The organism is Robiginitalea rubriflava (assembly GCF_052540725.1).
This window is the reverse complement of the sequence record NZ_CP199309.1, coordinates 1687948-1711116: the sequence shown is the minus strand read 5'-3', so window position 1 is coordinate 1711116 and position 23169 is coordinate 1687948. Positions and strand designations below refer to the sequence as shown.

Annotated in this window: 22 protein-coding genes; 15 read left to right on the top strand and 7 right to left on the bottom strand. The window is 47.8% G+C overall.

The features are described 5' to 3' along the window. Nucleotides 1–38: 38 nt before the first annotated feature. From ACT6NU_RS07865 to ACT6NU_RS07845, 5 genes are all read left to right on the top strand, one after another. Nucleotides 39–932 (top strand): metallophosphoesterase, encoded by an 894-nt coding sequence (locus ACT6NU_RS07865; protein ID WP_445381125.1) that lies wholly within the window; start codon nt 39–41, stop codon nt 930–932. A gap of 174 nt (nt 933–1106) precedes the next feature. Next, a complete protein-coding gene (locus ACT6NU_RS07860; protein ID WP_445381124.1) occupies nt 1107–2423 on the top strand; it encodes a gluconate:H+ symporter in 1317 nt (438 codons plus the stop codon). Between the two features lie 7 nt (nt 2424–2430). After that, nucleotides 2431–2895 (top strand): RidA family protein, encoded by a 465-nt coding sequence (locus ACT6NU_RS07855; protein WP_445381123.1) that lies wholly within the window; start codon nt 2431–2433, stop codon nt 2893–2895. A gap of 3 nt (nt 2896–2898) precedes the next feature. Then, nucleotides 2899–4017 (top strand): D-TA family PLP-dependent enzyme, encoded by a 1119-nt coding sequence (locus tag ACT6NU_RS07850; protein ID WP_445381122.1) that lies wholly within the window; start codon nt 2899–2901, stop codon nt 4015–4017. 83 nt (nt 4018–4100) lie between these two features. Next, complete coding sequence (locus ACT6NU_RS07845; protein ID WP_445381121.1) at nt 4101–4751, top strand: hypothetical protein; 651 nt, start codon at nt 4101–4103, stop codon at nt 4749–4751. 10 nt (nt 4752–4761) lie between these two features. Here ACT6NU_RS07845 and ACT6NU_RS07840 read toward each other — a convergent pair whose 3' ends face one another. Beyond that, entirely contained in the window at nt 4762–6939 is a 2178-nt protein-coding gene (locus tag ACT6NU_RS07840) for an acylase (RefSeq protein WP_445381120.1), read from the bottom strand. A 222-nt stretch (nt 6940–7161) separates the two neighbouring features. Here ACT6NU_RS07840 and ACT6NU_RS07835 point away from each other — a divergent pair, with 222 nt between their 5' ends. From ACT6NU_RS07835 to ACT6NU_RS07805, 7 genes are read left to right on the top strand one after another with little or no spacing between them, the layout of a single operon-like run. Then, nucleotides 7162–7590, top strand: coding sequence for a SoxR reducing system RseC family protein (locus ACT6NU_RS07835; protein WP_445381119.1), 429 nt, complete (start codon nt 7162–7164; stop codon nt 7588–7590). 6 nt (nt 7591–7596) lie between these two features. Continuing rightward, complete coding sequence (locus ACT6NU_RS07830) at nt 7597–8475, top strand: Fe-S cluster domain-containing protein (RefSeq protein WP_445381118.1); 879 nt, start codon at nt 7597–7599, stop codon at nt 8473–8475. Further along, nucleotides 8468–9802 carry an electron transport complex subunit RsxC gene (gene rsxC, locus ACT6NU_RS07825; protein ID WP_445381117.1) on the top strand — a complete coding sequence of 445 codons (1335 nt, stop codon included), beginning with the start codon at nt 8468–8470 and terminating at the stop codon, nt 9800–9802. The genes ACT6NU_RS07830 and rsxC overlap by 8 nt, the downstream gene beginning before the upstream one ends. Next, nucleotides 9799–10809 carry an RnfABCDGE type electron transport complex subunit D gene (locus ACT6NU_RS07820; RefSeq protein WP_445381116.1) on the top strand — a complete coding sequence of 337 codons (1011 nt, stop codon included), beginning with the start codon at nt 9799–9801 and terminating at the stop codon, nt 10807–10809. The genes rsxC and ACT6NU_RS07820 overlap by 4 nt, the downstream gene beginning before the upstream one ends. Before the next feature lie 2 nt (nt 10810–10811). Continuing rightward, nucleotides 10812–11408: an RnfABCDGE type electron transport complex subunit G gene (locus ACT6NU_RS07815; RefSeq protein ID WP_445381115.1), complete on the top strand. Its 597-nt coding sequence runs from the start codon at nt 10812–10814 to the stop codon at nt 11406–11408. Nucleotides 11409–11412: 4 nt separating this feature from the next. After that, entirely contained in the window at nt 11413–12018 is a 606-nt protein-coding gene (locus ACT6NU_RS07810) for an RnfABCDGE type electron transport complex subunit E (protein ID WP_445381114.1), read from the top strand. A gap of 1 nt (nt 12019) precedes the next feature. After that, nucleotides 12020–12595 (top strand): electron transport complex protein RnfA, encoded by a 576-nt coding sequence (locus ACT6NU_RS07805; RefSeq protein WP_445381113.1) that lies wholly within the window; start codon nt 12020–12022, stop codon nt 12593–12595. A gap of 22 nt (nt 12596–12617) precedes the next feature. Here ACT6NU_RS07805 and ACT6NU_RS07800 read toward each other — a convergent pair whose 3' ends face one another. Continuing rightward, entirely contained in the window at nt 12618–13628 is a 1011-nt protein-coding gene (locus ACT6NU_RS07800) for a 2-oxoacid:ferredoxin oxidoreductase subunit beta (protein WP_445381112.1), read from the bottom strand. 2 nt (nt 13629–13630) lie between these two features. After that, on the bottom strand, nt 13631–15490 hold the full coding sequence (locus ACT6NU_RS07795) for a 2-oxoacid:acceptor oxidoreductase subunit alpha (protein ID WP_445381111.1): 1860 nt from the start codon (nt 15488–15490) through the stop codon (nt 13631–13633). 151 nt (nt 15491–15641) lie between these two features. Between ACT6NU_RS07795 and ACT6NU_RS07790 the strand changes: the two genes are divergently transcribed. The 3 genes from ACT6NU_RS07790 (at nt 15642) to ACT6NU_RS07780 (ending at nt 20198) form a co-directional block, all read left to right on the top strand. After that, nucleotides 15642–15995 carry a 4Fe-4S binding protein gene (locus ACT6NU_RS07790; RefSeq protein ID WP_445381110.1) on the top strand — a complete coding sequence of 118 codons (354 nt, stop codon included), beginning with the start codon at nt 15642–15644 and terminating at the stop codon, nt 15993–15995. A 226-nt stretch (nt 15996–16221) separates the two neighbouring features. Then, the gene (nifJ, locus tag ACT6NU_RS07785) at nt 16222–19752 is read left to right on the top strand and encodes a pyruvate:ferredoxin (flavodoxin) oxidoreductase (protein ID WP_445381109.1); all 3531 of its coding nucleotides are present in this window, start codon (nt 16222–16224) and stop codon (nt 19750–19752) included. Nucleotides 19753–19820: 68 nt separating this feature from the next. Then, nucleotides 19821–20198, top strand: coding sequence for a HEPN domain-containing protein (locus ACT6NU_RS07780; RefSeq protein ID WP_445381108.1), 378 nt, complete (start codon nt 19821–19823; stop codon nt 20196–20198). A gap of 110 nt (nt 20199–20308) precedes the next feature. Here ACT6NU_RS07780 and ACT6NU_RS07775 read toward each other — a convergent pair whose 3' ends face one another. From ACT6NU_RS07775 to ACT6NU_RS07760, 4 genes are read right to left on the bottom strand one after another with little or no spacing between them, the layout of a single operon-like run. After that, nucleotides 20309–20641, bottom strand: a complete 333-nt coding sequence (locus ACT6NU_RS07775) for a ferredoxin (RefSeq protein ID WP_445381107.1) — start codon at nt 20639–20641, stop codon at nt 20309–20311. 22 nt (nt 20642–20663) lie between these two features. Next, complete coding sequence (locus ACT6NU_RS07770; RefSeq protein WP_445381106.1) at nt 20664–21725, bottom strand: NAD(P)/FAD-dependent oxidoreductase; 1062 nt, start codon at nt 21723–21725, stop codon at nt 20664–20666. A 41-nt stretch (nt 21726–21766) separates the two neighbouring features. Further along, entirely contained in the window at nt 21767–22006 is a 240-nt protein-coding gene (locus tag ACT6NU_RS07765) for a NifU family protein (protein WP_445383843.1), read from the bottom strand. 2 nt (nt 22007–22008) lie between these two features. Further along, the gene (locus ACT6NU_RS07760; protein WP_445383842.1) at nt 22009–23148 is read right to left on the bottom strand and encodes a P-loop NTPase; all 1140 of its coding nucleotides are present in this window, start codon (nt 23146–23148) and stop codon (nt 22009–22011) included. Between the last annotated feature and the right edge of the window lie 21 nt (nt 23149–23169).

Below are 23169 nucleotides of genomic sequence, written 5' to 3'. Positions count from 1 at the left end.
TTTCCACTTTTTTGTGATCTTTATGGAAATTTATGTACATGTCCTCGCAAAATCGGCTTAGCCGGGCCTATAACAGGGCGAAAGTCATCCCCTTTAACGACCGCTCAAAGTTTATACTCTTCAGCGATTGCCACAGGGGAGACAACAGTTTTGCGGACGATTTTGCAAACAACCGGAATATTTACTTTCACGCCCTGCAGCATTACTACAAAGCAGGCTTTATTTATTGTGAACTGGGCGACGGAGACGAACTTTGGGAAAACCTGCATTTCGAAGCCATTTTTGAGGCCCATAAAAACGTTTATGAGCTCCTTAGAAAATTCTATCTGGACAAGCGGCTTCATATGGTCTGGGGAAATCACGATATGGTTTACAAGGATCCCAAATATGTCAGGGAACACCTCAGCAGTTACTTTGAGCCCATAGAAGGCAAAAATAAAGAGCTGCTGGAGGGTATTCAGTACAATGAGGCTATTGTCCTCAAGCACGAAGAGAGCGGGCAGGAAGTATTCCTTTGCCACGGACATCAGGCAGACTGGTGGAATTACACCTTCTGGAGATGGAGCCGTTTTCTCGTACGGGTCCTTTGGAAACCCCTGCAGGTTTGGGGTATTGCAGACCCGACCTCCCCGGCGAAAAATTACAAAGAACTGATCCGTCTGGAAAAGCGGATTAAAAAGTGGATCGTGGCACATAACCTGAGGATCACCATTGCCGGCCACACACACCGGCCCAGGTTTCCAGAACCGGGAGAAATCCCGTTTTTTAACGATGGTAGTTGCGTACATCCCAGAAGTATAACGGGCATTGAAATAGAAAATGGTCAGATCAGCCTGATCAAATGGCATATCGCAACAACCGAAGAAGGGGTATTGAGGGTGGTAAGGGTATTGCTGGAAGGACCGCAAAAACTTGAAGACTATGCGCTCTGAGGCTCCAGAAAAAAGCTACAAGGCACATACATAAAATATAAAGCCACAACTGTTTTGGTGCTTTATGCCCAAAGTGACCGCCCACAGGAAATTTTGCCCTATGGGAGTGAAACAGGCAGGTCACCCACTCGGATTTAGTATCTTTAATTCCAAATCACTAACAACCCGGCCCGCATGCCCTTAATCATTGTAATTGGCGGTATCCTGCTGCTTTTTTTGCTGATAGCCCGTTTTAAACTCAATGCCTTTATCAGTTTTATCATCATCTCGCTGCTGGTTGGGCTGGCGGAAGGTATGTCCCTGGATGCGCTCGTTAGTGCCATTCAAAATGGCATTGGCAATACCCTGGGGTTTCTGGTTATCATACTGGGGCTTGGTGCCATGCTGGGGAAACTGGTCGCGGACAGTGGGGCAGCACAACGAATTACCTCCGGCCTGGTTAAACGCTTCGGCAAAAAATATGTCCAATGGGCGGTAGTCCTTACCGGGTTTATTGTTGGAATCCCGATGTTTTACACCGTCGGCTTTGTGATCCTGGTCCCTCTGGTATTCACGGTTGCTGCAACTACCCGGCTGCCGTTGTTATATGTTGGAATGCCCATGCTGGCTTCTCTTTCCGTCACCCATGGATACCTGCCCCCTCATCCGGCACCCACTGCTATTTCTGAAATTTTTCAGGCAGATTTCGGCAAAACCCTGCTCTACGGGATTTTGATAGCCATCCCTGCCATCATCGTAGCAGGCCCCCTGCTTTCGCGCAATTTTAAAAATATACCGGCCAGCCCCTTAAAGGAATTTGTAAATCCTAAAATCCTGAGCGATACGGAAATGCCGGGGATGGGTATCAGCATATTTACAGCTCTCTTACCGGTTTTATTGATTGGCCTGGCAACACTGAGCGAACTTTTATTGCCAGCCGGAAGCCCTGTTAAAAAACTGCTTGGTTTTGTAGGGAACCCCGTTATTGCGATGTTACTGTCCGTTTTAATGGCTATCTATACTCTGGGTCTTGCCCGCGGAAAACAGATGAAAGAAGTGATGAAGTCTGCATCCAGTTCAGTAAGTGGTATCACCATGGTACTGCTGATCATTGCCGGGGCAGGAGCCCTGAAACAAGTACTGATAGATAGCGGGGTAAGTGAATACATAGGAGGCCTGCTCCAAAACAGTAGTATTTCTCCGCTGGTACTCGCCTGGGGAATTGCCACAGTTATCCGGGTCTGTGTTGGATCGGCTACGGTAGCCGGCCTAACTGCCGCTGGCATCGTCTTACCCCTGGTTGCCCAATCCGATGTTTCCCCTGAACTGATGGTACTGGCCATCGGGTCAGGAAGTCTGATGCTATCCCACGTTAACGACAGCGGTTTCTGGTTGTTTAAAGAATATTTTAACCTGTCTGTTAAGGATACCCTCCGCACCTGGACCGTGATGGAAACCACAGTTGGAATTATGGGACTGGTAGGGGTACTTTTTCTGGACACTATAATCTGAAAGCTTTATGGAACAAAATTATGAAGAACGTCTAGCGGCCCTTGGCCTGCAACTTCCTCCGGCCCCTCCCCCTGCAGGCTTGTACAAACCCGTGCTTGTAACCGGAAAATATTTGTACGTGTCCGGGCAGGCACCCATGTTAGCTGACGGATCATATATTACGGGAAAAGCCGGGATCGACCTGAACCGGGAGGAGGCCAAAAAAGCAGCCAGGCAGGTTGCGCTGACCATGCTGGCTACCATCAGGACCCACTATGGCTCCCTGAACGATATCGAGAGGTTGGTAAAAACCCTGGGGATGGTCAATGGCAGTGCTGCATTTCACGATTACCCTTACGTCATAAACGGGTACAGCGAACTGATGGCTGAAGTGTTCGGACCAGATGCCGGAGTGGGGGCACGCTCTGCGGTCGGGATGGAACTTCCCGGGAATGTTGCAGTTGAAATTGAGGCAATTTTTAAATTGAAATAACGCATGGAACAGGCCGGAAAAAAATGGTATGCCCTTAGTCATCCGGAGGGGCAGGTATCTCCTTCCCTGCTGATTTATCCTGATCGGATAAAACACAATATTGACAAAATGCTGGAGATTGCCGGAAGTGCCACCCGGCTGCGCCCGCATGTCAAAACACATAAAATGGCTGAGATCATCCGTATGCAGCAACAGGCAGGAATCTCAAAATTTAAGTGTGCTACCCTGGCAGAGGCTGAATTATTGGGCAGGTGCGAGGCAGCGGATGTGCTGGTAGCTTACCCATTGGTAGGGCCGGGGCCTGAAAGGTTCCTGCAAATCCAGAAAGCCTATCCCAATACGCGTTATTCCTGCCTGGTAGACCATTTCCATACCCTCGAGAGCTTACATACATTTGCCGAAAAGAAGGCAGATTCTTTTGAGGTCTTCCTGGACCTGAACGTTGGGATGAACCGCACGGGAATTGCCCCGGGAAAGAGCGCTTTTGAATTGTATGCAGCCCTCTGCAAAGATGCCCTTGTCCATCCCATAGGACTGCATATTTACGACGGGCATCTCAGAAACCCGGATCCCTTGAAAAGAACTGCTGAATGCGACCAGGCTTTTGCAGCAGTCCTCGATCTTAAGGACCAATTAATGTCTGCAGGCTTCCCTGTTGAAACTTTGATTGCAGGAGGGTCCCCCAGTTTTCCTATCCATGCCCGTAGAAAAGATATCGAATTAAGCCCGGGGACCACCTTATTGTGGGATGCGCGCTACGGTAGTTCCTTTCCGGAAATGCCCTTTTTACCAGCGGCTACAGTATTATGCAGGCTAATCAGCAAACCTTCTGAGGATATACTTTGCCTGGACCTCGGGCATAAGGCCCTTGCTGCGGAAATGCCTTTTCCCAGGGCTGTTATCCCCGGGCTGGAAGGAGCTACCCAGATCAGTCAGAGTGAAGAACATCTGGTGCTAAGCACTGACCAGGCTTCAAATTTTAAAATCGGACAGGAATTTTACGCTATCCCCATGCATATTTGCCCTACCGTAATCAAATATCCAAAGGCGGGAGTAGTTGTAAATGCTGAGGTAACCGATCATTGGGAAATAGCCGCAAGGGACTACCAACTAAGCCTTTAACCCCCAGGCAAAGGGTGCATTTTAACGAAAATTAATGATGATATGGCCCGGTATTTGCTACTTTTATACCGTAATACTCATGTATGCGCCCTTTACTCTTTTCCATTTTATTAATCTGCGGCATCTTCAGTAGCCGTGGCCAGACCGATGTTCCTGAGACCAAAAAGCTACGCATTGACGCAAAACCGGATAAGGGTGTTAACCTTAATCCGAATAAAGGCCCTGGCCTTAGTTTACCTCCTGGATTCGGTACTACGCCAAATTTTGACCTGAAAGACTCCAAGAACAAAAACGCGGTAAATATGTTGCCGGAAAGGGAATTAAAACAGGCCGGACACGACCTGGTTTTAAAACCGAACATGGGGGAAGGTGAAAAAGGCAATTCGGGAAAACACTTTGGAGACATGTATCTGGGGGATGTTAAGACCGCCGCCAAATTTGTCGGTATTGTGTGCCGGGACCATGAATTTGTAGACGGAGACCGGGTGCGAATCTATCTTAACGGGGTGGTGGTAGAACCGAATATACTGTTAACCGGTTCCTTTAAAGGCCTGAACCTGGATCTCGACAAGGGGTTTAACCGCCTGGATTTTGAAGCGCTCAACCAGGGATCTTCCGGCCCTAATACGGCCCAGGTAGACGTGTATGACGAACTGGGAAAGCTGATTTATTCCAATAAATGGTTGCTTTCCACCGGTTCCAAAGCTTCCCTGATTATTGTCAGGGATAACTAAAACACCGTACTTATTTTACCCTTTTGCCTGGCTGATATTCTTCTTCCGCCCTGGCCAGCACATCTTCCTTGTAGTAAGGAACTTCCTTGAAATTTGCATTGGCGTAGCGTTTGGCCTGATCATCAAAATGCGGCGAATCAGGATCCCCGCTCTGGCCTCCTGCCAACAAAGATTTGGCCATGACTTTAGGGCCAAATTCTACTACGGCTACAAAGCTGTTTCCCCTTGTCCCGTATATTTTTTTGGTATTGTTGTTATACCGTGCCCCATAGGCAGCCAAAGCACCCCATCTGCCCGAAGCAAATCCGATGGGAATACTCGGTTTGTCATCATCAAAGGCCTGGCGGATGTCTCCATTGAGTCGTTGATACCGGTTTACTTCCCCCCAGGGGATATCCCAGTTGCCAAAATCTGTACGAAGGAGCGTTAACACGTCCCTGAGCGCATCCAGTCTTTCCGGCACTGGGCTATTGGACCCCAGGTACTGCATCAGTTCCATATCGCTCAGGCCATCTGGCCGGGTAGCCGTCCGGGCAAAGTAAGTCGCGTAGTAATGGGCAAGGGTCATGGCTACAGAGGCTTCCGAGGTTCGGTAATCCCATTCCCTTAATACTTCTATGGCCTCTTTCAGCTCGGAGTTTGCTCCCGGGCTGGCATCGTAAGCAGCTATCAGTCCCGGGACCAGCGCTTGAAAAGCAGGCAGATACGGGTCATAAGCCAGTTTGATCAGGCTGTCCAGGGTGTATCCGGAACGACCCTTAAGCAGTTCAATGGCATGTACCCCACGGAAATTTTCCCGATCCAAAGACATGTATTTTGGGTAATCTTCTCTTTTGGGACTGAATTCCAAAGCTGAGGTATAGGGTGTTGAATTACAATTCTGTATCCAGCCATTTGGCGGGTTCAGAACAAGGATGTTTTCATCTACGGAATGCAATCCCTGCCAGTCTGTTGCCGGATTGCTGCCGTCCACAGCTTCGCGGTAATTAAAGGTTGTATCCCTGCGTGGGATAAAATTGCCGTGGAAGTAGGCTATATTCCCGTCAGCATCGGCATATACAGTATTGTTTGAAGAATTGGTTCGTATATCCATCATCTCCCGAAAGCCTTTATATCCGTCTTGCTTGGTGCGAATAAAAGACTGCTCCAGAGCCCTTGCGGGATCCCACATCATGGCGGAAGCCACAGGCTTTCCGTCCTTTTGGTGGGTAATGGGCCCGTGATGTGTATGATACATGGGAAAAGTTCTCTTTTTCAGGCTGTCGCCAGCTTTATAAGACAGGCTTACCTCAGACTCCTTAACCCTGCGCCATTCCTCTCCGTACTGGTACATGGGCGCACCTTCAATTGTTGTGATGTTTTCTATAAATTCATCCATAACATCCGTATATGTAGAGGTATGCATCCAGCCGGTTTTCTCATTAAAGCCCTGGTAAATAAAGAACTGCCCCCAGGTAACCGCCCCATAGGCATTCAGTCCTTCTTCGCTTACCACGTGAATCTCCCCCCGAAAATAAAAGGAAGTATGTGGGTTAATCAGCAACATGGCATTTCCGGAAGCCGTCAGGTCCCCGGAAATAGCAATGCCATTGGAGCCCTGTGGTTCCATTTCGGCTTTCTTTCGCTCCATTTCAATGGTTTCAGCCTTCGGAAAATCAATACCTTCCTCGTAATAGGCTTTTAGTTTTTGGGTGCTGATCCGCTCGATATCCCCCCCTATTGAACCTTCACTGAAATACATGGGCATCCAGGGTTCAAAACGGCTGAGCAGCTTTGGTTGCACCTCGGGATGGGTATGCAGGTAATAATTGATCCCGTCAGCGAAGGCATCACACAACTTTTTGAGCCAGGGAGGGCTGTTTTCATAGGCCTCAATGGCTTCCTGCCGGTCCATAAACAAGCGGGCCCTCAGGTCGCTGTACAAAGCCTCTTCCCCCTCCACCTCTGCAAGGCGGCCAATGGCCCAGATATAGTTTTGTTCAACCCGGTTAAAATCGTCTTCACACTGGGCGTATAACATGCCGAATACAGCATCTGCATCTGTCTTTCCGTATACATGAGGGATACCAAAATCATCCCGGATGATCGTTACTCTGGAGGCCTGTTCTTCCCATCTCTCAATTTCATTCTGAGGGCCTTGGCTGCATGAAGCCAGGGCTATGAACACTGACAGTACAAAAATTCTCATACTTAGGTTTTTAGTTGCCATTTATCTGCTTACTGAAATAGCTTCCGGATATTTTATAAGGTTGTGGAAAGCTGTTCCTTTTCCCCATAAATGTAGGGCTAAAATATTTTTTTAAACAGAATGGAATCACAGGCGGCTTTTGATCGCTGACATATATCATAAAATGCCTTGCCTAATATCAGTAGCTTCACTTGATAAACGGATTGGACAAGTTCGAGAGTCATGAGTTTAACAGCAACAGAGAAGGATGTATTCATTCATTCCGGAGTAATTAGCGGGCTTACGGCTGAAACGGTAACGGTTACCCTCAGTAATAATATTCATTGCGAGTCCTGTTCTGCCAAAGGTGCGTGCGGGGTTTCTGATGGGGTTGACAGGTCTGTTGAAATTGAAGCTCCCGGGTCCGAATATGCCATTGATGAGCCTGTAGAGGTGATCCTGAAAAAGAATCTGGGCTACAAAGCGGTTATCTGGGCCTATATCTTACCCTTTGCACTGATGCTGATAACTCTTGTAATTGCTTCATTTTTCCTGGAAGAATGGCTGGCAGGCCTGCTGTCGATTCTGGTCCTGATTCCTTATTTCAGCCTGATATATAGCCTGAAACTCTATTTCAGAGATACTTTTAAAATTACACTCCAACGCAACTGAAACGCCATGGGAGATTCCATACTAAACAGCGTCCTGTTATTGACCCTCCTGGGGGTAGTTGCTGCCCTGATCCTCTATGTGGTCTCCAAAAGATTCTACGTTTATGAAGATCCGCTGATCGCACAGGTTGAGGAACTGCTTCCTGCAGCCAATTGTGCAGGTTGCGGGTTTCCCGGTTGTAGGTCGTTTGCCGAAAAACTAGTCACCACAGAGGATATTTCTGAGCTTTTTTGCCCGGTCGGGGGGAATGACGTCATGCTGCAGGTGGCGGCAACCCTTGGCAAGGAGGTAAAGGAGCAGGAACCTACAGTGGCCGTAATCCGCTGTCAGGGAAGCTGCGAGGTCCGTCCCCGCACCTCCGAATATCAGGGTCCGAAATCCTGTGCAATTTCATCCCTTATTTACAGCGGGGAAACCGATTGCCAGTACGGTTGTCTTGGGGAGGGGGACTGCGTGGCGGTCTGCCAGTTTGATGCCATGTATATGGACGAAGCCACAGGCCTGCCGGTGGTAATCACCGATAAATGTACCTCTTGCGGCCTTTGTGTAGATTCCTGCCCAAGGGATATCATTGAAATGCGGCCGAAGCAGAAACGAGACCTGAAAATTTTTGTGGGTTGTCTGAACGAAGAAAAGGGGGGTATTGCAAAAAGAGCCTGTTCGGTAGCCTGTATTGGCTGTTCCAAATGCTATGACATCTGCCCGAAAGAGGCCATAGTGATGGAAAACAACCTGGCCTATATAGATCCCGAAATCTGTACTTTATGCAGGAAATGCGTCCCGGTTTGTCCTACACATTCAATTATAGAGACAAATTTCCCTCCCAGAAAAGAAAAGATAACGGAACCTAAAGCCGAAAAGCTTAATCCTGAGAACAATGCTTAAAACCTTCCCAAAAGGGGGTATTCATCCTCCGGAGAACAAACTGACCGCTTCCAGGCCTATAAAAATACTCCCGGTTCCCAAAGTGGTATACGTCCCTGTATCCCAGCATATAGGTATTCCTGCTGAAATTGTAGTGGAGCGAAAGGACAAAGTTCAGCTAGGGCAGGTTATTGCGAAATCCGGCGGTTTTGTTTCTGCAAACATACATGCTCCGGTGGCCGGAACCATTACCAAACTGGATAAGATTGTAGATACACGGGGTTACAAAAAGCAATGTATCGTCATCCGAACAGACCTCAAAGATGAATCGAATTTTGAGCCGTCGGAACTGCCCCTGAAAAAAGAAATTAAACTGGAACCGGCAGCAATCCTGCATCGTATTTCGGACTACGGAATAGTTGGCCTGGGAGGGGCTACTTTTCCGGCCCACGTTAAACTGAATGTTGGGGATGATAAGCCGCTGGACTGTCTGGTAATAAACGGAGTGGAATGCGAACCCTACCTGACGGCAGACCACCGGCTAATGCTGGAACGGCCTGAAGAAATTCTGGTAGGTATTAAAATCCTGATGCATGCCCTCCATTTAAAAAGGGCTATCATCGGGATTGAAAACAACAAGAAGGACGCTATTGCCATTTTCAGGGACCTTACACGGAAAGAGCCTGAAATACTGGTAGCCTCCTTAAAGGTCAAATACCCGCAGGGAGGTGAAAAGCAACTGGTAAGGGCGTTGCTCAACCGCGAGGTACCCAAAAATGGCCTGCCGCTTGACGTAGGAGTGGTAGTACATAATGTGGGAACCGTTTTTGCCATATATCAGGGCATTCAGCATAACAGGCCCCTGATTGAGCGCGTAGTTACAGTTAGTGGTAAAAAGCTGGAACAACCTTCCAACTTCTGGGTAAAAATCGGCACCCCTGTGCAGGACCTGATTAATGAGGCAGGGGGTATCCCGGAGGGAACCCGTAAAATTGTAAGTGGTGGCCCTATGATGGGAAAAGCCCTGAAGAGTCTGGATGTGCCCATAACCAAAGGCACCTCAGGCATCTTGGTGATTCCTGAAGATGAGGCCAGCAGGGGGGCGCCCAGGGCCTGTATTCGTTGCGGCGATTGTGTTTCGGTTTGCCCAATGGGGCTGGAGCCCCATTTGCTGATGAATCTCACTGAAAAAGGGATGTTTGAAAAGGCCGGATTAGAAGATATCCTGACTTGTATTGAATGTGGTTCCTGCAGCTATGTATGTCCTTCACACAGACCCCTGCTGGACTACATACGATTTGGAAAGTCTGTTGTCCGGCAGCCAAAAAATCAAAAAAAGCAGGCATGAGCAATCCTTCCATAATTGTTTCCGCTTCTCCTCATGTTCATTCAGACAGAACTTCCAAAAAGATCATGTACGATGTGGTCATTGCCCTGCTTCCTGCCTTTCTGGTATCCATCTATGTTTTTGGGTATAGTGCATTGATCGCAACCGCTACAGCTGTAATTTTCTGTTTGCTCTTTGAATACGTCATCCAGAAATATATAATGAAGGTGGAAGTTACCATTGCAGATGGTTCGGCGCTTATCACAGGAATTTTACTGGCCTTCAACCTGCCTGCCGGAATCCCGATATGGATGATTGCAGCAGGGAGTTTGGTTGCCATAGGGGTAGCCAAACTATCTTTTGGGGGGCTGGGCTATAATGTTTTCAATCCGGCACTGGTAGGCCGGGTCTTTCTCCTGATATGTTTTCCCGTGCAGATGACCCTGTGGCCCACAGCTGTTGAAAATAATACCTCTGTAGTGGATGCCGTAACCGGCGCGACCACCCTGGGGATCATTAAGGAAGGTGTACAATATGGGGAGACTATTAGCTCTCTGAGCGACCGTATCCCATCCACCCTTAACATGTTTATGGGGATTACGGCAGGGTCACTGGGGGAGATTTCGGCCATTGCCCTCATCCTGGGGGGCGTTTACCTGATAGCGCGAAAAGTGATTTCCTGGCATATTCCATTAACGGTATTGGCCACCATCGTCCTGTTGACCGGAATTTTTTGGAGGGTAAACCCTGAACAGTACGCAAACCCTATAATACACCTGCTGTCTGGCGGAGCAATTCTGGGGGCCATTTACATGGCTACAGACCTGGTCACCAGCCCTGTAACAAAAAAGGGAATGGTTGTTTTTGCCATCGGTATAGGTTTGATAACCGTAATTATCCGGCTATTCGGGTCCTATCCGGAAGGAATATCCTTCGCCATTCTGATTATGAACGCATTCGTTCCCCTGATCAACAAGGCTTTTAAACCCAGAAGGTTCGGAGCCAGAATAAAAGCCAAAATCATGTAGAGATGAAGCAGAAAAAATCAACACTCCTGAACATGATCCTGGTGCTCTTTATGACTACCCTGGTCTCAGGCCTGTCCCTGGGTTATGTAAATGACCTGACGGAGGCCCCTAGGGCCCGCGCCAAACTCGCCAAAAAAGTAACCGCCATCAATGCCGTATTGAATACATATGACAACAACCCCCTTGCCGAAGTCATTCGGGTTCCTTCTGAAGGAGGGAAAGACAGTATAGAGATATATCCGGCCTTTCGCGATAGTGTATTTATTGGAGCAGCCGTTACCGGCAGTTCAGACAGGGGTTATAACGGATTGATCAAACTCATGGCGGGTTTTAATGCAGAGGGTAGCATTATCAGAATTGCTGTGCTCGAACAGAAAGAAACTCCGGGTTTAGGCACCAAAATCACCGGGAACAGATTCCTGGATCAATTCAGGGACCAGGATCCGGGCAAATACAGCCTGAAGGTTAAAAAGGATTCGGGTGATATAGATGCCCTGTCAGGAGCTACTATCAGTTCAAGGGCCTTCGCCGAGGCGGCTCAACAGGCCTATGACCATTATATGAAAACCAGGAAAATAGCAGAACAACCCAATCATTAGGACCATGGCTGAAAACACGGATTACCGACAAAACTTCCTGAAGGGCATCATCAGGGAAAACCCTGTATTTGTTATGCTTTTGGGAATGTGCCCTACCCTGGGGGTCACCTCATCAGCCGTAAACGGGCTTGGTATGGGCATAGCCACTTTGTTTGTACTGCTCATGTCCAACGCCGTTGTTTCCCTTATCAAATCTCAGGTACCTGCAAAGGTGAGAATCCCGGTTTTTATAGTGATTATTGCCTCTTTTGTGACGGTGGTGGAAATGGTACTGGAAGCTTACCTTCCCTTTTTATATGAGCAATTGGGGATATTTATCCCACTTATTGTAGTAAACTGCCTCATCTTGGGAAGGGCAGAAGCCTTCGCCTCCAAAAACAGGCTGGGAGCTTCCCTGATAGATGCGTTGGGAATGGGCCTGGGATTTACCCTGGCATTAACTGTTCTTGGAGCAATACGTGAAGTCCTCGGGAGCGGCAGTATTTTTGAATACCGATTCATTTCTGAAGAAGCCAATACCCTTATCCTTTTCATTCTTCCCCCCGGGGCCTTTATTGCCCTGGCCTATCTGGCAATGGCCTTTAAGAGATTAACCCGTAAAATAGCCTGAAATGGAATTTCTGATCATTCTAATTAGCGCCGTTTTTGTCAATAATATTGTACTGTCGCAATTTTTGGGTATCTGTCCCTTTTTAGGGGTTTCCGGCAAAATAGAAACCTCAGTGGGGATGTCGGGTGCTGTATTGTTTGTGATGACAATCGCCACCACCGCCACCTATTTATTGCACAATTATATTCTGACTCCTATGGGCCTGGAGCATCTCAGGACCATTTCATTTATCCTGATCATCGCAGCCCTGGTACAGATGGTGGAAATTATTCTCAAAAAGGTAAGCCCGCCCCTCTATCAGGCCCTGGGGGTATTCCTCCCCCTGATCACTACAAACTGCGCTGTATTGGGCGTAGCCATCCTGGCCCTGGGCCTGGCAGACGGAACCTTGCTGAAAGCTGTGTTTTTTGCATTTTCCAGTTCTATCGGCTTTGCCCTGGCTATAATTCTGTTTGCCAGCATACGGGAATATCTGGAACTTGCCGATCTTCCTGAGGGCATGAAGGGTGTACCCATTAATTTGCTGATTGCCGGGTTGCTGTCTCTGGCATTCCTTGGCTTTGCCGGAATAGTCTGATGCCCGTATTCTTTTAAATGCTTTATCTGACCTCGTAGGTTTCTCCTGAATAGAAAAGGTCGTCGGTTTTGGAGAAATCCGAATCTGCCTTAACCTGTTCCATGAGTGCATCAGCTCGCTCCTCCAGGGTAAGGTCCTGAAAACTCCTGATAATTCCGGTTACTATTGGATCATCTAAACGAACCAGCATTTGGTGCAGGGTTGGGTCCTCCTCTTCGGAGTTATGAACCAGCAGGTCTGCTTCGGTTATTCCATTTTTCCCAAGCTCCACAACTTTCAGTTTAAGCCCTTCAAGCACAATGCCTTTATCCCGGTTTTTTCCAAATATCATAGGTTCACCGTGTACCAGGTGCAGCTGTTTGTCTTCCCGTACGGTTTTGTCCGTAAATTCATCAAAACTCCCATTATTGAAAATAACGCAGTTCTGAAGCACTTCAATCAGGGAGGTGCCGTTGAAATTTTCTGCAGCGATAAAGATGTCTGTCATTTCTTTGGGGGAATTACCCGCAACCCGGGCAAAAAAACGGGCCTTCGCCCCCAGGGCCAGTTCCCCGGCAGAGAATGGTGGCTGTGTGTTCCCATAAGGGGAAGATTTAGTCTTTTGCCCAACTGAGGAAGTTGGCGAAAATTGTCCTTTGGTCAGTCCGTAAATCCTGTTGTTGAACAAGATCATATTTAGGTCAATATTGCGTCTTAAAACGTGGATAAAGTGGTTTCCCCCTATTGCCATACTGTCCCCGTCACCTGTAATAACCCAAACACTGAGTGCCGGATTTGCCAGCTTTACCCCGGAAGCGATGGCAGGAGCCCTTCCGTGAATCCCGTGAATCCCAAAAGTATCCATGTAGTACGGAAATCGGGATGAACAGCCAATACCGGAAATAAACACAACATCTTCCTTCTTTACGCCTACTTCGGGTAGGGCTTTCTGTATAGACCTCAAAATCACATAATCGTCACAGCCCGGACACCACCGTACTTCCTGATCGCTGGCAAAATCCTTAAACGTGTATTTCTTTTCTTGTGTTTCCATAACTATGCCAATACTTGTTTGAATTTCTGAACCAGTTCCTCATTACCGAAGGGAAGGCCCTGAATTTTGTTATACTGATAAAAATCCTGCTCGGTGAAACGGGTTCTGAGAAGCTGTACAAATTGTCCGTTATTTAACTCACAGACAACGCACTTTTTAAAGCGCCCTATCACTTCCCCGGTATTTTTGGGAAGTGGGTTAATATAATTGAAGTGGGCAAAGCCAATGCTTCTAATGCCTTCCTCGTGGAGTTGTTTTACGGCGGTATGAAGGGCGCCATAGGTACCCCCCCAGCCAATTACCAGAAGTTCCCCTTCCTGTGCAAATTCAGGCACGATCTCCGGAATATACTCCTGCACACGCATTACTTTTTCGGCCCGTACCTTAACCATATTTTCATGGTTTTCGGGCACATAGGAAACGTTCCCGGTGGTTCCGTCTTTTTCCAACCCCCCTACCCGGTGTTCCAGGCCAGCCGTACCGGGAATGGCCCAGTCGCGTGCTAGTGTCTCTTCATCCCGGTCATAAGGATGCCAGGTCTCAGGGACTTTTTTCAAAATTCTATGTTTGATTTCCAGCATCTCATCAACCGATTGTATTTTCCAGGGAGCTGAACCATTTGCAATATAGCCATCGGTCAACAGGATTACCGGGGTCATATGTTCCAGGGCCAATTTAGCCGCCTGATAGGCAAAATCGTAGCAATTTGCAGGTGTACTGGCAGCAATTACAATAACAGGGCTTTCCCCGTTTCTTCCATACATGGCCTGCAGCAGATCGGACTGTTCTGTTTTGGTTGGCAGCCCGGTAGAGGGCCCCCCCCTTTGAACATTTACTACAACCAGTGGTAATTCAACAATCATGGCCAGGCCAAGTGCTTCTCCCTTGAGGGCCAGCCCGGGGCCCGAAGTGGTGGTAATAGCCAGACTGCCTGCAAACGAGGCCCCTATTGCGGAAGTGATCCCCGCAATTTCATCTTCAGCTTGCAATGTTTTAACCCCAAAGTGCTTGTGTTTTACCAATTCGTGCAAGATGTCCGAAGCTGGAGTTATAGGGTAGGATCCCAGAAAGAGATCCAGCCCTGACTTTTCAGCTGCTGCCAAAAATCCCCAGGCTGTAGCAGTATTTCCCATAATGACCCTGTAGGTACCCGGGCTCATCTTTGCCGGGGCAATATTATAGGAATTGGGAATGAGCTCCAGGGTTTCTGCATAATAGTATCCTGCATTCAGGACTTTGGTGTTCGCCTCTACCAATTCGGGTTGTTTAGCGAACTTTTTCCTGAAGAAATCAATGGTGTGCTCCGGGGAGCGATGGTACATCCAGTAAACCATCCCCAGGGCAAACATATTTTTGCTCCGGTTAATGGTTTTGTTGTCCAGCCCCTTCACATCCCGCAGCGCTTCCTTTGTAAGGCTTGTCATGGAGACTTCAATAACCCGGTAATTATGCAGGCTTCCATCCTCCAGGGGGCTGGAAGAATAATGCGCTTTTTCAAGGTTCTTTTTCGTAAAGGAGTCTGTGTCAACAATAAGTGTATGACCAGGCTTTACTGCATATAAGTTGGTCTTCAAGCCTGCCGGGTTCATGACCACCAGCAAATCAACATTATCCCCTGGGGTACTTACCTCAATACTCCCAATGTGTACCTGATAGCCGGAAACCCCGTACAGGCTCCCCTGCGGGGCCCGGATTTCCGAAGGATAGTTGGGGAAGGTGGCAACGTCATTTCCAAACATGGCCGAAGTATCTGTAAACTGGGTACCGGTTAGTTGCATTCCGTCTCCGGAATCTCCTACAAATCTGATTACAACCGCTTCCAGTGCTGTGCTTTCCTTTTTTTTACTTTTTACATTGATCATGGTTTCCACGGCTTTAACAAGAAGATCCAAAATGGATTTCAGGACGATACATTAAATATACCTTAGATGCAGGGAAGAAATCCTGACTTTTATCATTTAAAGCGGCGTTTGTGAGTCCTAATTTTACAGGTAACCTTATAAATAAAATACCATGGCCATCATTATCACAGACGAATGTATTAATTGTGACGCCTGTATTTCGGAATGTCCAAATAATGCGATCTACGAACCCGGAGAGGAATGGTCCTATTCCGATGAAACAGCCCTTAGCGGAAATACAAGCCTGCCATCTGACGGAAGCGAGGTGGATGCCGACGCCCAGAACGACCCCATTTCTGACGAATTCTATTTCATTGTCCCCGAAAAATGTACGGAATGCAAAGGTTTCCACGATGAACCCCAATGCGCCTCCGTATGTCCGGTGGATTGTTGTGTTCCCGACGAAGCCCATCAGGAAAGCGAGGAAGAACTGCTCACCAAAAAAGCCTGGCTCCACGGGGAATAAGCCGGGATTCCGTTAGCTGTCGTATCTGTCGGAAACCTTTGGATACGCGACCTGAGGCTACAGCTGCCAAGGATACTCATATCGATGATAAATATCATATTATGAGATGCTTAGGCTGCGTATTTTTATAAGAATCGGTGGACTCTCCAGGAGTGTAAACCAAAAAGCTGCACGTACAGAGAGGCTTCCGTTATGGATATCCAGCATTATTATAAACCTTCCTGTCATGAAAAAAGAATTCCCTAAGCTCATTTGCGATGCCAATGAAGCAGTAGCCAGAATAGCGCATAAAACCAATGAGGTCTGCGCCATTTACCCCATCACTCCGGCTTCGCCCATGGGGGAGCATGTAGATATCTTCAGCTCAAGAGGAGAAAAGAACATTTGGGGCAATGTGCCCAGAATTGTAGAGATGCAGAGTGAGGGCGGGGCGGCCGGTGCCGTTCACGGATCCTTACAGGGAGGGGCGCTAACTACCACTTTTACAGCTTCTCAGGGATTGTTGTTAATGATCCCGAATATGTATAAAATAGCGGGGGAACTGCTCCCGGGCGTTATACACATTGCAGCGCGAACAGTTGCAACACATGCTCTGTCCATTTTTGGGGATCACTCGGATGTAATGGCTGCGAGGCAAACGGGCTTTTCAATGCTCTTTGGCGGTTCTGTACAGGAAGCAATGGATTTTGCACTTATTGCACAAGTTGCCACGCTTAAGTCCAGGGTGCCTTTCTTAAATATTTTTGACGGCTTCCGGACTTCACATGAAATTTCCAAAATTGACGCCATTCCGGATGATATCATAAAGGCAATGATGCCAGAGGAGGCCATAATGGCCCATAAGGAAAGGTCACTGGATCCGGACCACCCTGTAGTGCGCGGCACCTCCCAGAATCCGGATGTATTTTTTCAGGCCCGGGAGGCCTCCAACCCCTATTACGATAAAGTGCCGGGGATCGTACAGGACACTATGGATGAATTTTATGGCCATACCGGGCGCCAATACAAGCTATTTGAATACATCGGCCACCCCGAAGCTGAAAAATTAATGGTAATTATGGGCTCCGGTCAGGGACCGGTTGTTGAGGCGGTAGACACCCTGGTTAAAAAGGGCGAAAAAGTAGGAGCCGTCATTGTCCGGCTTTTCAGGCCCTTTTCGATTGCACATTTTATAGACTGCCTGCCCAAAACCGTATCCAAAGTTGCGGTCATGGACCGAACCAAAGAACCCGGAGGCACAGGGGAACCTTTATACCTGGATATACTCACCGCCTTTGCAGAGAGCGATCGCAAAACCCCTTTGCTTATTGGTGGACGTTATGGGCTATCCAGCAAAGAATTTGATCCTGCCATGGTAAAAGCGGTCTTTGACGAGCTGGACAAGGAGGCACCAAAAAACCATTTTACAATTGGGATTACAGATGACATTACACACAAAAGCCTGGAAGTAGGGCAGCGCCTGGAAACTGTTAAAAGCACTTTTAACTGTATGTTCTATGGCCTGGGATCTGACGGAACGGTTGGGGCCAATAAAAATTCCATTAAAATTATCGGGGAAACCACCGATAACTACGTGCAGGGATATTTTGTATACGATTCAAAAAAGGCAGGGGCACAAACCGTTTCCCACCTGAGATTCGGACCAAATCCCATTCATTCCACTTACCTGATCCACAAGGCTGATTTTATTGCCTGCCACCAGTTTAATTTTATAGAGAAGTACGAAATCCTGAAAAATATCAAAAAAGGAGGGACTTTCCTCCTGAATGCCCCCTACCCGAATACTGAAATCTGGGACAAACTACCGCATGGCATGCAGAAACAGATCGTGGAAAACCAATTGGATTTTTACGTTATCGATGCTTCCAGGGTAGCCGAAGAAGCCAAACTGGGCAAGCGCACCAACACGGTACTGCAGACCTGCTTCTTCGCTATTTCAGGAATTCTTCCAAGGGAAGAAGCCATTCAGAAAATCAAGGATGCCATCGTGAAATCCTACGCTCATAAAGGGGATAAGGTTGTACAGATGAACTTTAAGGCAGTAGATACGGCCCTGCAACACCTGAAAAAAGTGGATTATCCCGATGAGGTTACCAGCAAAACGGACCTTAAATCCATGATGACGGGAACAACGGACCCCTTTGTCAGGGAAGTACTGGGGTCCATCCTGGCCGGCAGGGGAGATGAGCTCCCGGTAAGTGCATTTCCGGTTGACGGTACTTTTACCACAGGAACATCCCAATACGAAAAAAGAGGTATTGCCAATTTTATCCCCGTCTGGGATGATGCCGACCTTTGTACCCAATGCAACAAATGTGTTGCCATCTGTCCGCATGCGGCCATTCGGGCCAAAGTAGTTCAGAATGACTTTCTGAAAGATTCCCCGGCGAGCCTGAAATCAGTACCTGCCAAGGGAAGGCCGTTTAACAGCGAGACTGAATCCTATATTTTGCAGGTTTCCCCTGAAGATTGTACCGGCTGTGATCTCTGCGTGGCGGTATGTCCGGCCGAGAGTAAGCAGATTGAGAACTTCAAGGCCATAAACATGAGGAAAAAAATCGAGGTAGATCAGGTGGAAGACGCCAATTGGGACTACTTTGTTAAGCTGCCAGATTACGACCGTGCAGCCCTTCAGATAACCAATATAAAAGGATCTCAGTTCCTCGAACCACTATTTGAATTTTCGGGAGCCTGTTCCGGATGCGGGGAAACCCCCTACATTAAAATGCTGACCCAGCTCTATGGGGATAGCATCTTAATTGCAAATGCAACCGGCTGTTCCTCCATTTACGGAGGTAATTTACCCACTACCCCTTACAAGACCAATAAAGAAGGTAGAGGCCCTGCCTGGGCCAACTCCCTGTTCGAGGATAATGCTGAATTTGGCTTTGGGATGAAACTGGCCCTGAAGAAAAAACAGGAAATAGCGGCTGCCCTGCTTCGTTCCCAGGAACCCCTGGTCGGAAAGGAATTGGTTCAGGCCATACTGGAAAACCCTGAAACCAATGAGGAGGAGCGCAGCCAGAAATTTAAAGACCTGGAACGCCTTCGCAATATCCTTAAAACCAGTGGATCGGCCGATGCGAAAAAACTGGTTCGACTAACGGATTACCTGCGCAGAAAATCAGTTTGGGTAGTTGGCGGAGACGGCTGGGCATACGACATTGGATACGGAGGTCTGGACCATGTGCTGGCATCCGGGGAAGACATCAATATAATGGTGCTGGATACGGAAGTATACTCAAATACCGGCGGTCAAACCTCCAAGGCTACCCCCTTGGGCGCAAGCGCCAAATTTTCCGTATCCGGGAAAAGGACCAGTAAAAAGAGCCTGGCCCTGCAGGCCATTTCATATGAAAATGTATACGTGGCGCAGGTAGCCATGGGCGCCAAAGACCTGCAAACCTTACGTGCCATTGAAGAAGCTGCAGAGTATCCCGGACCCTCCCTGATTGTGGCTTACTCCCATTGCGGGGAACACGGTTATGATTTGAAAGATGGCGCCCTGCAGCAGGAAAAAGCAGTTGCTTCGGGCTACTGGCCACTGTTCAGATTTGATCCGTCCAAACCCAAAGGCAAAAAATTCAAACTGGATTCCAAACAACCCAGTATGCCTATCAGTGAATTCATGTATAATGAAACCCGCTTTAAACGGGTTGCCAAGGAGAATGCTGATTTAGGCGAGGAATTGTTGCAAAAGGCTCAGGAAGAAGTCGAAAACCGATGGGAACGTTTGGAATTGTTCAGAAATATGTAACCCTTAATAAGCACATAAGATCTACATATGTAAACCATAATAAAATTCAACCATAAAATTTGTCACTCATGAAAAATCAAGCCAGTCTCTTGTTTGAGGATGCCATCCAAAAATTGAGGGAAGCAAATGATGAATTATGCCGTCCGGAGGAAGATGTTGTTGCTCCCCTTGTTTGCAGCAATTCGCATGCGGCTATTGAAAATTACCTGAAAGGGTTCCTGATTCTTAATTCCATTGAGCCACAAGCCGATGAGAGCATCGATGGCATGTACGAAAAATGTAAACGTATTAACAAGAATTTTGAAGAAGTTCATCTGTCCGGATTCAAATGTACTGATCACAAAGACGAGTCGCGTTTTAAAAATGAGCCGTCAAAATTCAGCAGGTGCTTTGACATTGCAGATAGTCTGGACACCTTTCTCAGAAGGGAGAAGATCATCGCCTAAGCCGCCTTTACAGGCTGTAGGCCTTGGCCCAAAAGGGCAGGAACCTGTTGGTTAAAACGGGACAGTGTTTTTGTGGACCTATAGCCCGTTTAGATCAAAACGAGCTTTATTCAGGAGCCTTCAGGGGCGAGTTCTACCTGCAGCCCATTCAAATCATTGGTAAGGTGGATCTGGCAGCCCAGTCTGCTTTTTTCATTCACGAAAAATGCTTCAGACAGCATGGCCTCTTCATCATCCGTCTTTTCGGGAAGATCGTGATCGGAATTGATATAAAACTGACAGGAGGCGCACATTGCCATCCCTCCACAAACTCCTATGGTTCCTTCCGGGGCCAATTCATAGGCCCGGACCAGTTCCATGAGATTCATGTTCATATCCGTAGGCGCATCTACCTGGTGACTAACCCCTTTCCGGTCTGTTATATGAACCCGTATTTCACTCATAACAAAGTTGTGATTTATTGCCTTATTCAATGGTTTTCACCACCGCTTTGGGGGCTTCTTTCTTACTGCCGTCAAACCCCTGTATACCACCTACAGTGGTATATTTGAGTACATACCGCTTATTGGGGTAAATTCGCTGATAGGCACTCTGTACCATAAGAGTAGCTTCGTGAAAACCGCATAAAATCAGCTTCAGTTTTCCCGGATAAGTATTGACATCCCCGATAGCATAAATTCCCGGAATATTGGTCTGGTAATCCAGACTATTATTTACCCGGATAGCGTTCTTTTCTATTTCCAGACCCCAGTTTGAGATCGGCCCCAGCTTGGGTGACAATCCAAATAGCGGGATAAAAGCATCTACTTCTATCCTCCTTTTCTCCTCGTCTTCACCCACCTTTTGTACCAGCAGGGCTTGCAGCTGCTCCTCCCCTTCCAGACCTACAACTTCCGCAGGCGTGATCAGGTTGATTTTACCCTGATTTTTCAGCTCCTGTACTTTTTCAACAGAATCCAGGGCTCCCCTGAATTCATTTCTGCGATGTACCAGGGTTACTGATTCGGCAATTTCTGCGAGATAGATGCTCCAGTCCAGGGCAGAATCACCGCCTCCGGCAATTAGCACCCGCTTTCCGCGATAAATTTCGGGCTCCCGAATCAAATAAGATACCCCTTTATTCTCGAATTTCTCAAGGTTCTTTAAGATGGGCTTCCTGGGTTCAAAACTACCCAGGCCCCCTGCAATGGCAACAACCGGCGCCTGGTGTTTGGTTCCTTCATTAGTGGTGACAATAAAGGTTCCATCATCCTGAGGCTCAATAGTCTCCGCACGTTCTCCAAGGGTAAACCCGGGTTGAAAGGGTTTTATCTGTTCCATCAGGTTCGCCACCAGGTCTCCTGCAAGTATTTCGGGAAATCCCGGGATATCGTAAATCGGCTTTTTGGGATAAATTTCTGCACATTGCCCCCCGGCCTGTGGAAGTGCATCGATTAAATGGCACTTCAGCTTCAAAAGACCAGCCTCAAAAACTGCAAAAAGCCCTGTTGGGCCGGCACCTATAATCAGTATATCTGTTTTAATCATTGAGTAATCTCCGTCTTATCTTTCAGATGAACTCTCAAGAATCAATCCAAGTTAACAACCTGTTCAATCTGTGGGGCATGTTTTTTTATGGTCATTTCCACCCCGCTTTTCAATGTCATCTGGTTTACACTGCACCCTACGCAATTCCCCTGTAGTCGGACCAATACACGTTTGTCCTCCTCTATGGATACCAGGGAGATATCTCCTCCGTCGCTTTGCAGAAACGGACGGATCTCCTCAAGGGCAGCCTCCACTTTACTCTTTAATTCCTGAGAGGTCATTTTCATTTCTTTTTTACGGCAGCACAACCTGCCATTGTCGTAATCTTTATCGCCTCGGTAGGCGGAAGGTCTTTGTTCCTCCTTACCAGTTCTTCTACCATTTGTCTTGTAGCTTGCTTAAAAGCTGCCTCGGTAGGGCTTCCCTCCTGTAATGCTGCGGGTCTGCCCACGTCTCCGGCTTCCCTTATGCTCTGTACCAATGGGATCTCACCCAGAAATGGAATCTTAAGGTCTTCAGCGAGGATTTTTGCGCCGTGCTTACCAAAAATATAGTATTTATGATCCGGGAGTTCCTCCGGACTGAAATAGGCCATATTCTCCAGTATTCCCAGAACAGGCACACTAATGGCTTCCTGCTGGAACATGGCAACCCCTTTACGGGCATCCGCCAATGCAATTTGCTGAGGCGTACTAACCACTACGGCCCCGGTAACCGGGAGGGCCTGCATAATACTCAGATGGATATCCCCGGTCCCTGGGGGCAGGTCTACCAGTAAAAAATCAAGCTCACCCCAATGGGCGTCAAATATCATTTGGTTCAGGGCTTTGGAGGCCATGGGCCCCCGCCATATCACCGCCTGGTCGGGTTGGGTAAAAAACCCGATGGATAATAGCTTAACCCCGTAGTTTTCAACCGGCCGCATTTTGGACTTTCCCTGAATTTGTACTGCCATGGGTTTGTCCTGGGCCACATCAAACATAATGGGCATGGAAGGACCGTAGATGTCTGCATCCAGCAAACCTACCTCAAAACCCATTTTGGCCAGGCTAACTGCAAGGTTGGCTGCAACTGTAGATTTCCCGACACCGCCTTTTCCACTGGCTACGGCAACTATATTCTGAATACCAGGGATTTGCTTTCCTTTGATTTGATTTGCCTGAGGCTTGGCAGGGGCATCCACTTTCAGGTTAACCGTAATTTTTGCCTTCTGATAAACCTCTTCATGGATGGTCTTCAATATGCTGACCTCTGTTTTTTTACGAGCCTGTAAACTTGGGTTTTTAATGGTGATGTCCACCACCACCTCATCCCCAAAAACCTGGATGTTCCTCACGGCACCGCTTGCTACCATATTCTCCCCTTCGCCGGGAATGGAAATTTTCTCCAGCGCGCGAAGGATATCTTTCTTATCTAGCTTCACATCCATAGCAATTATTCAAAT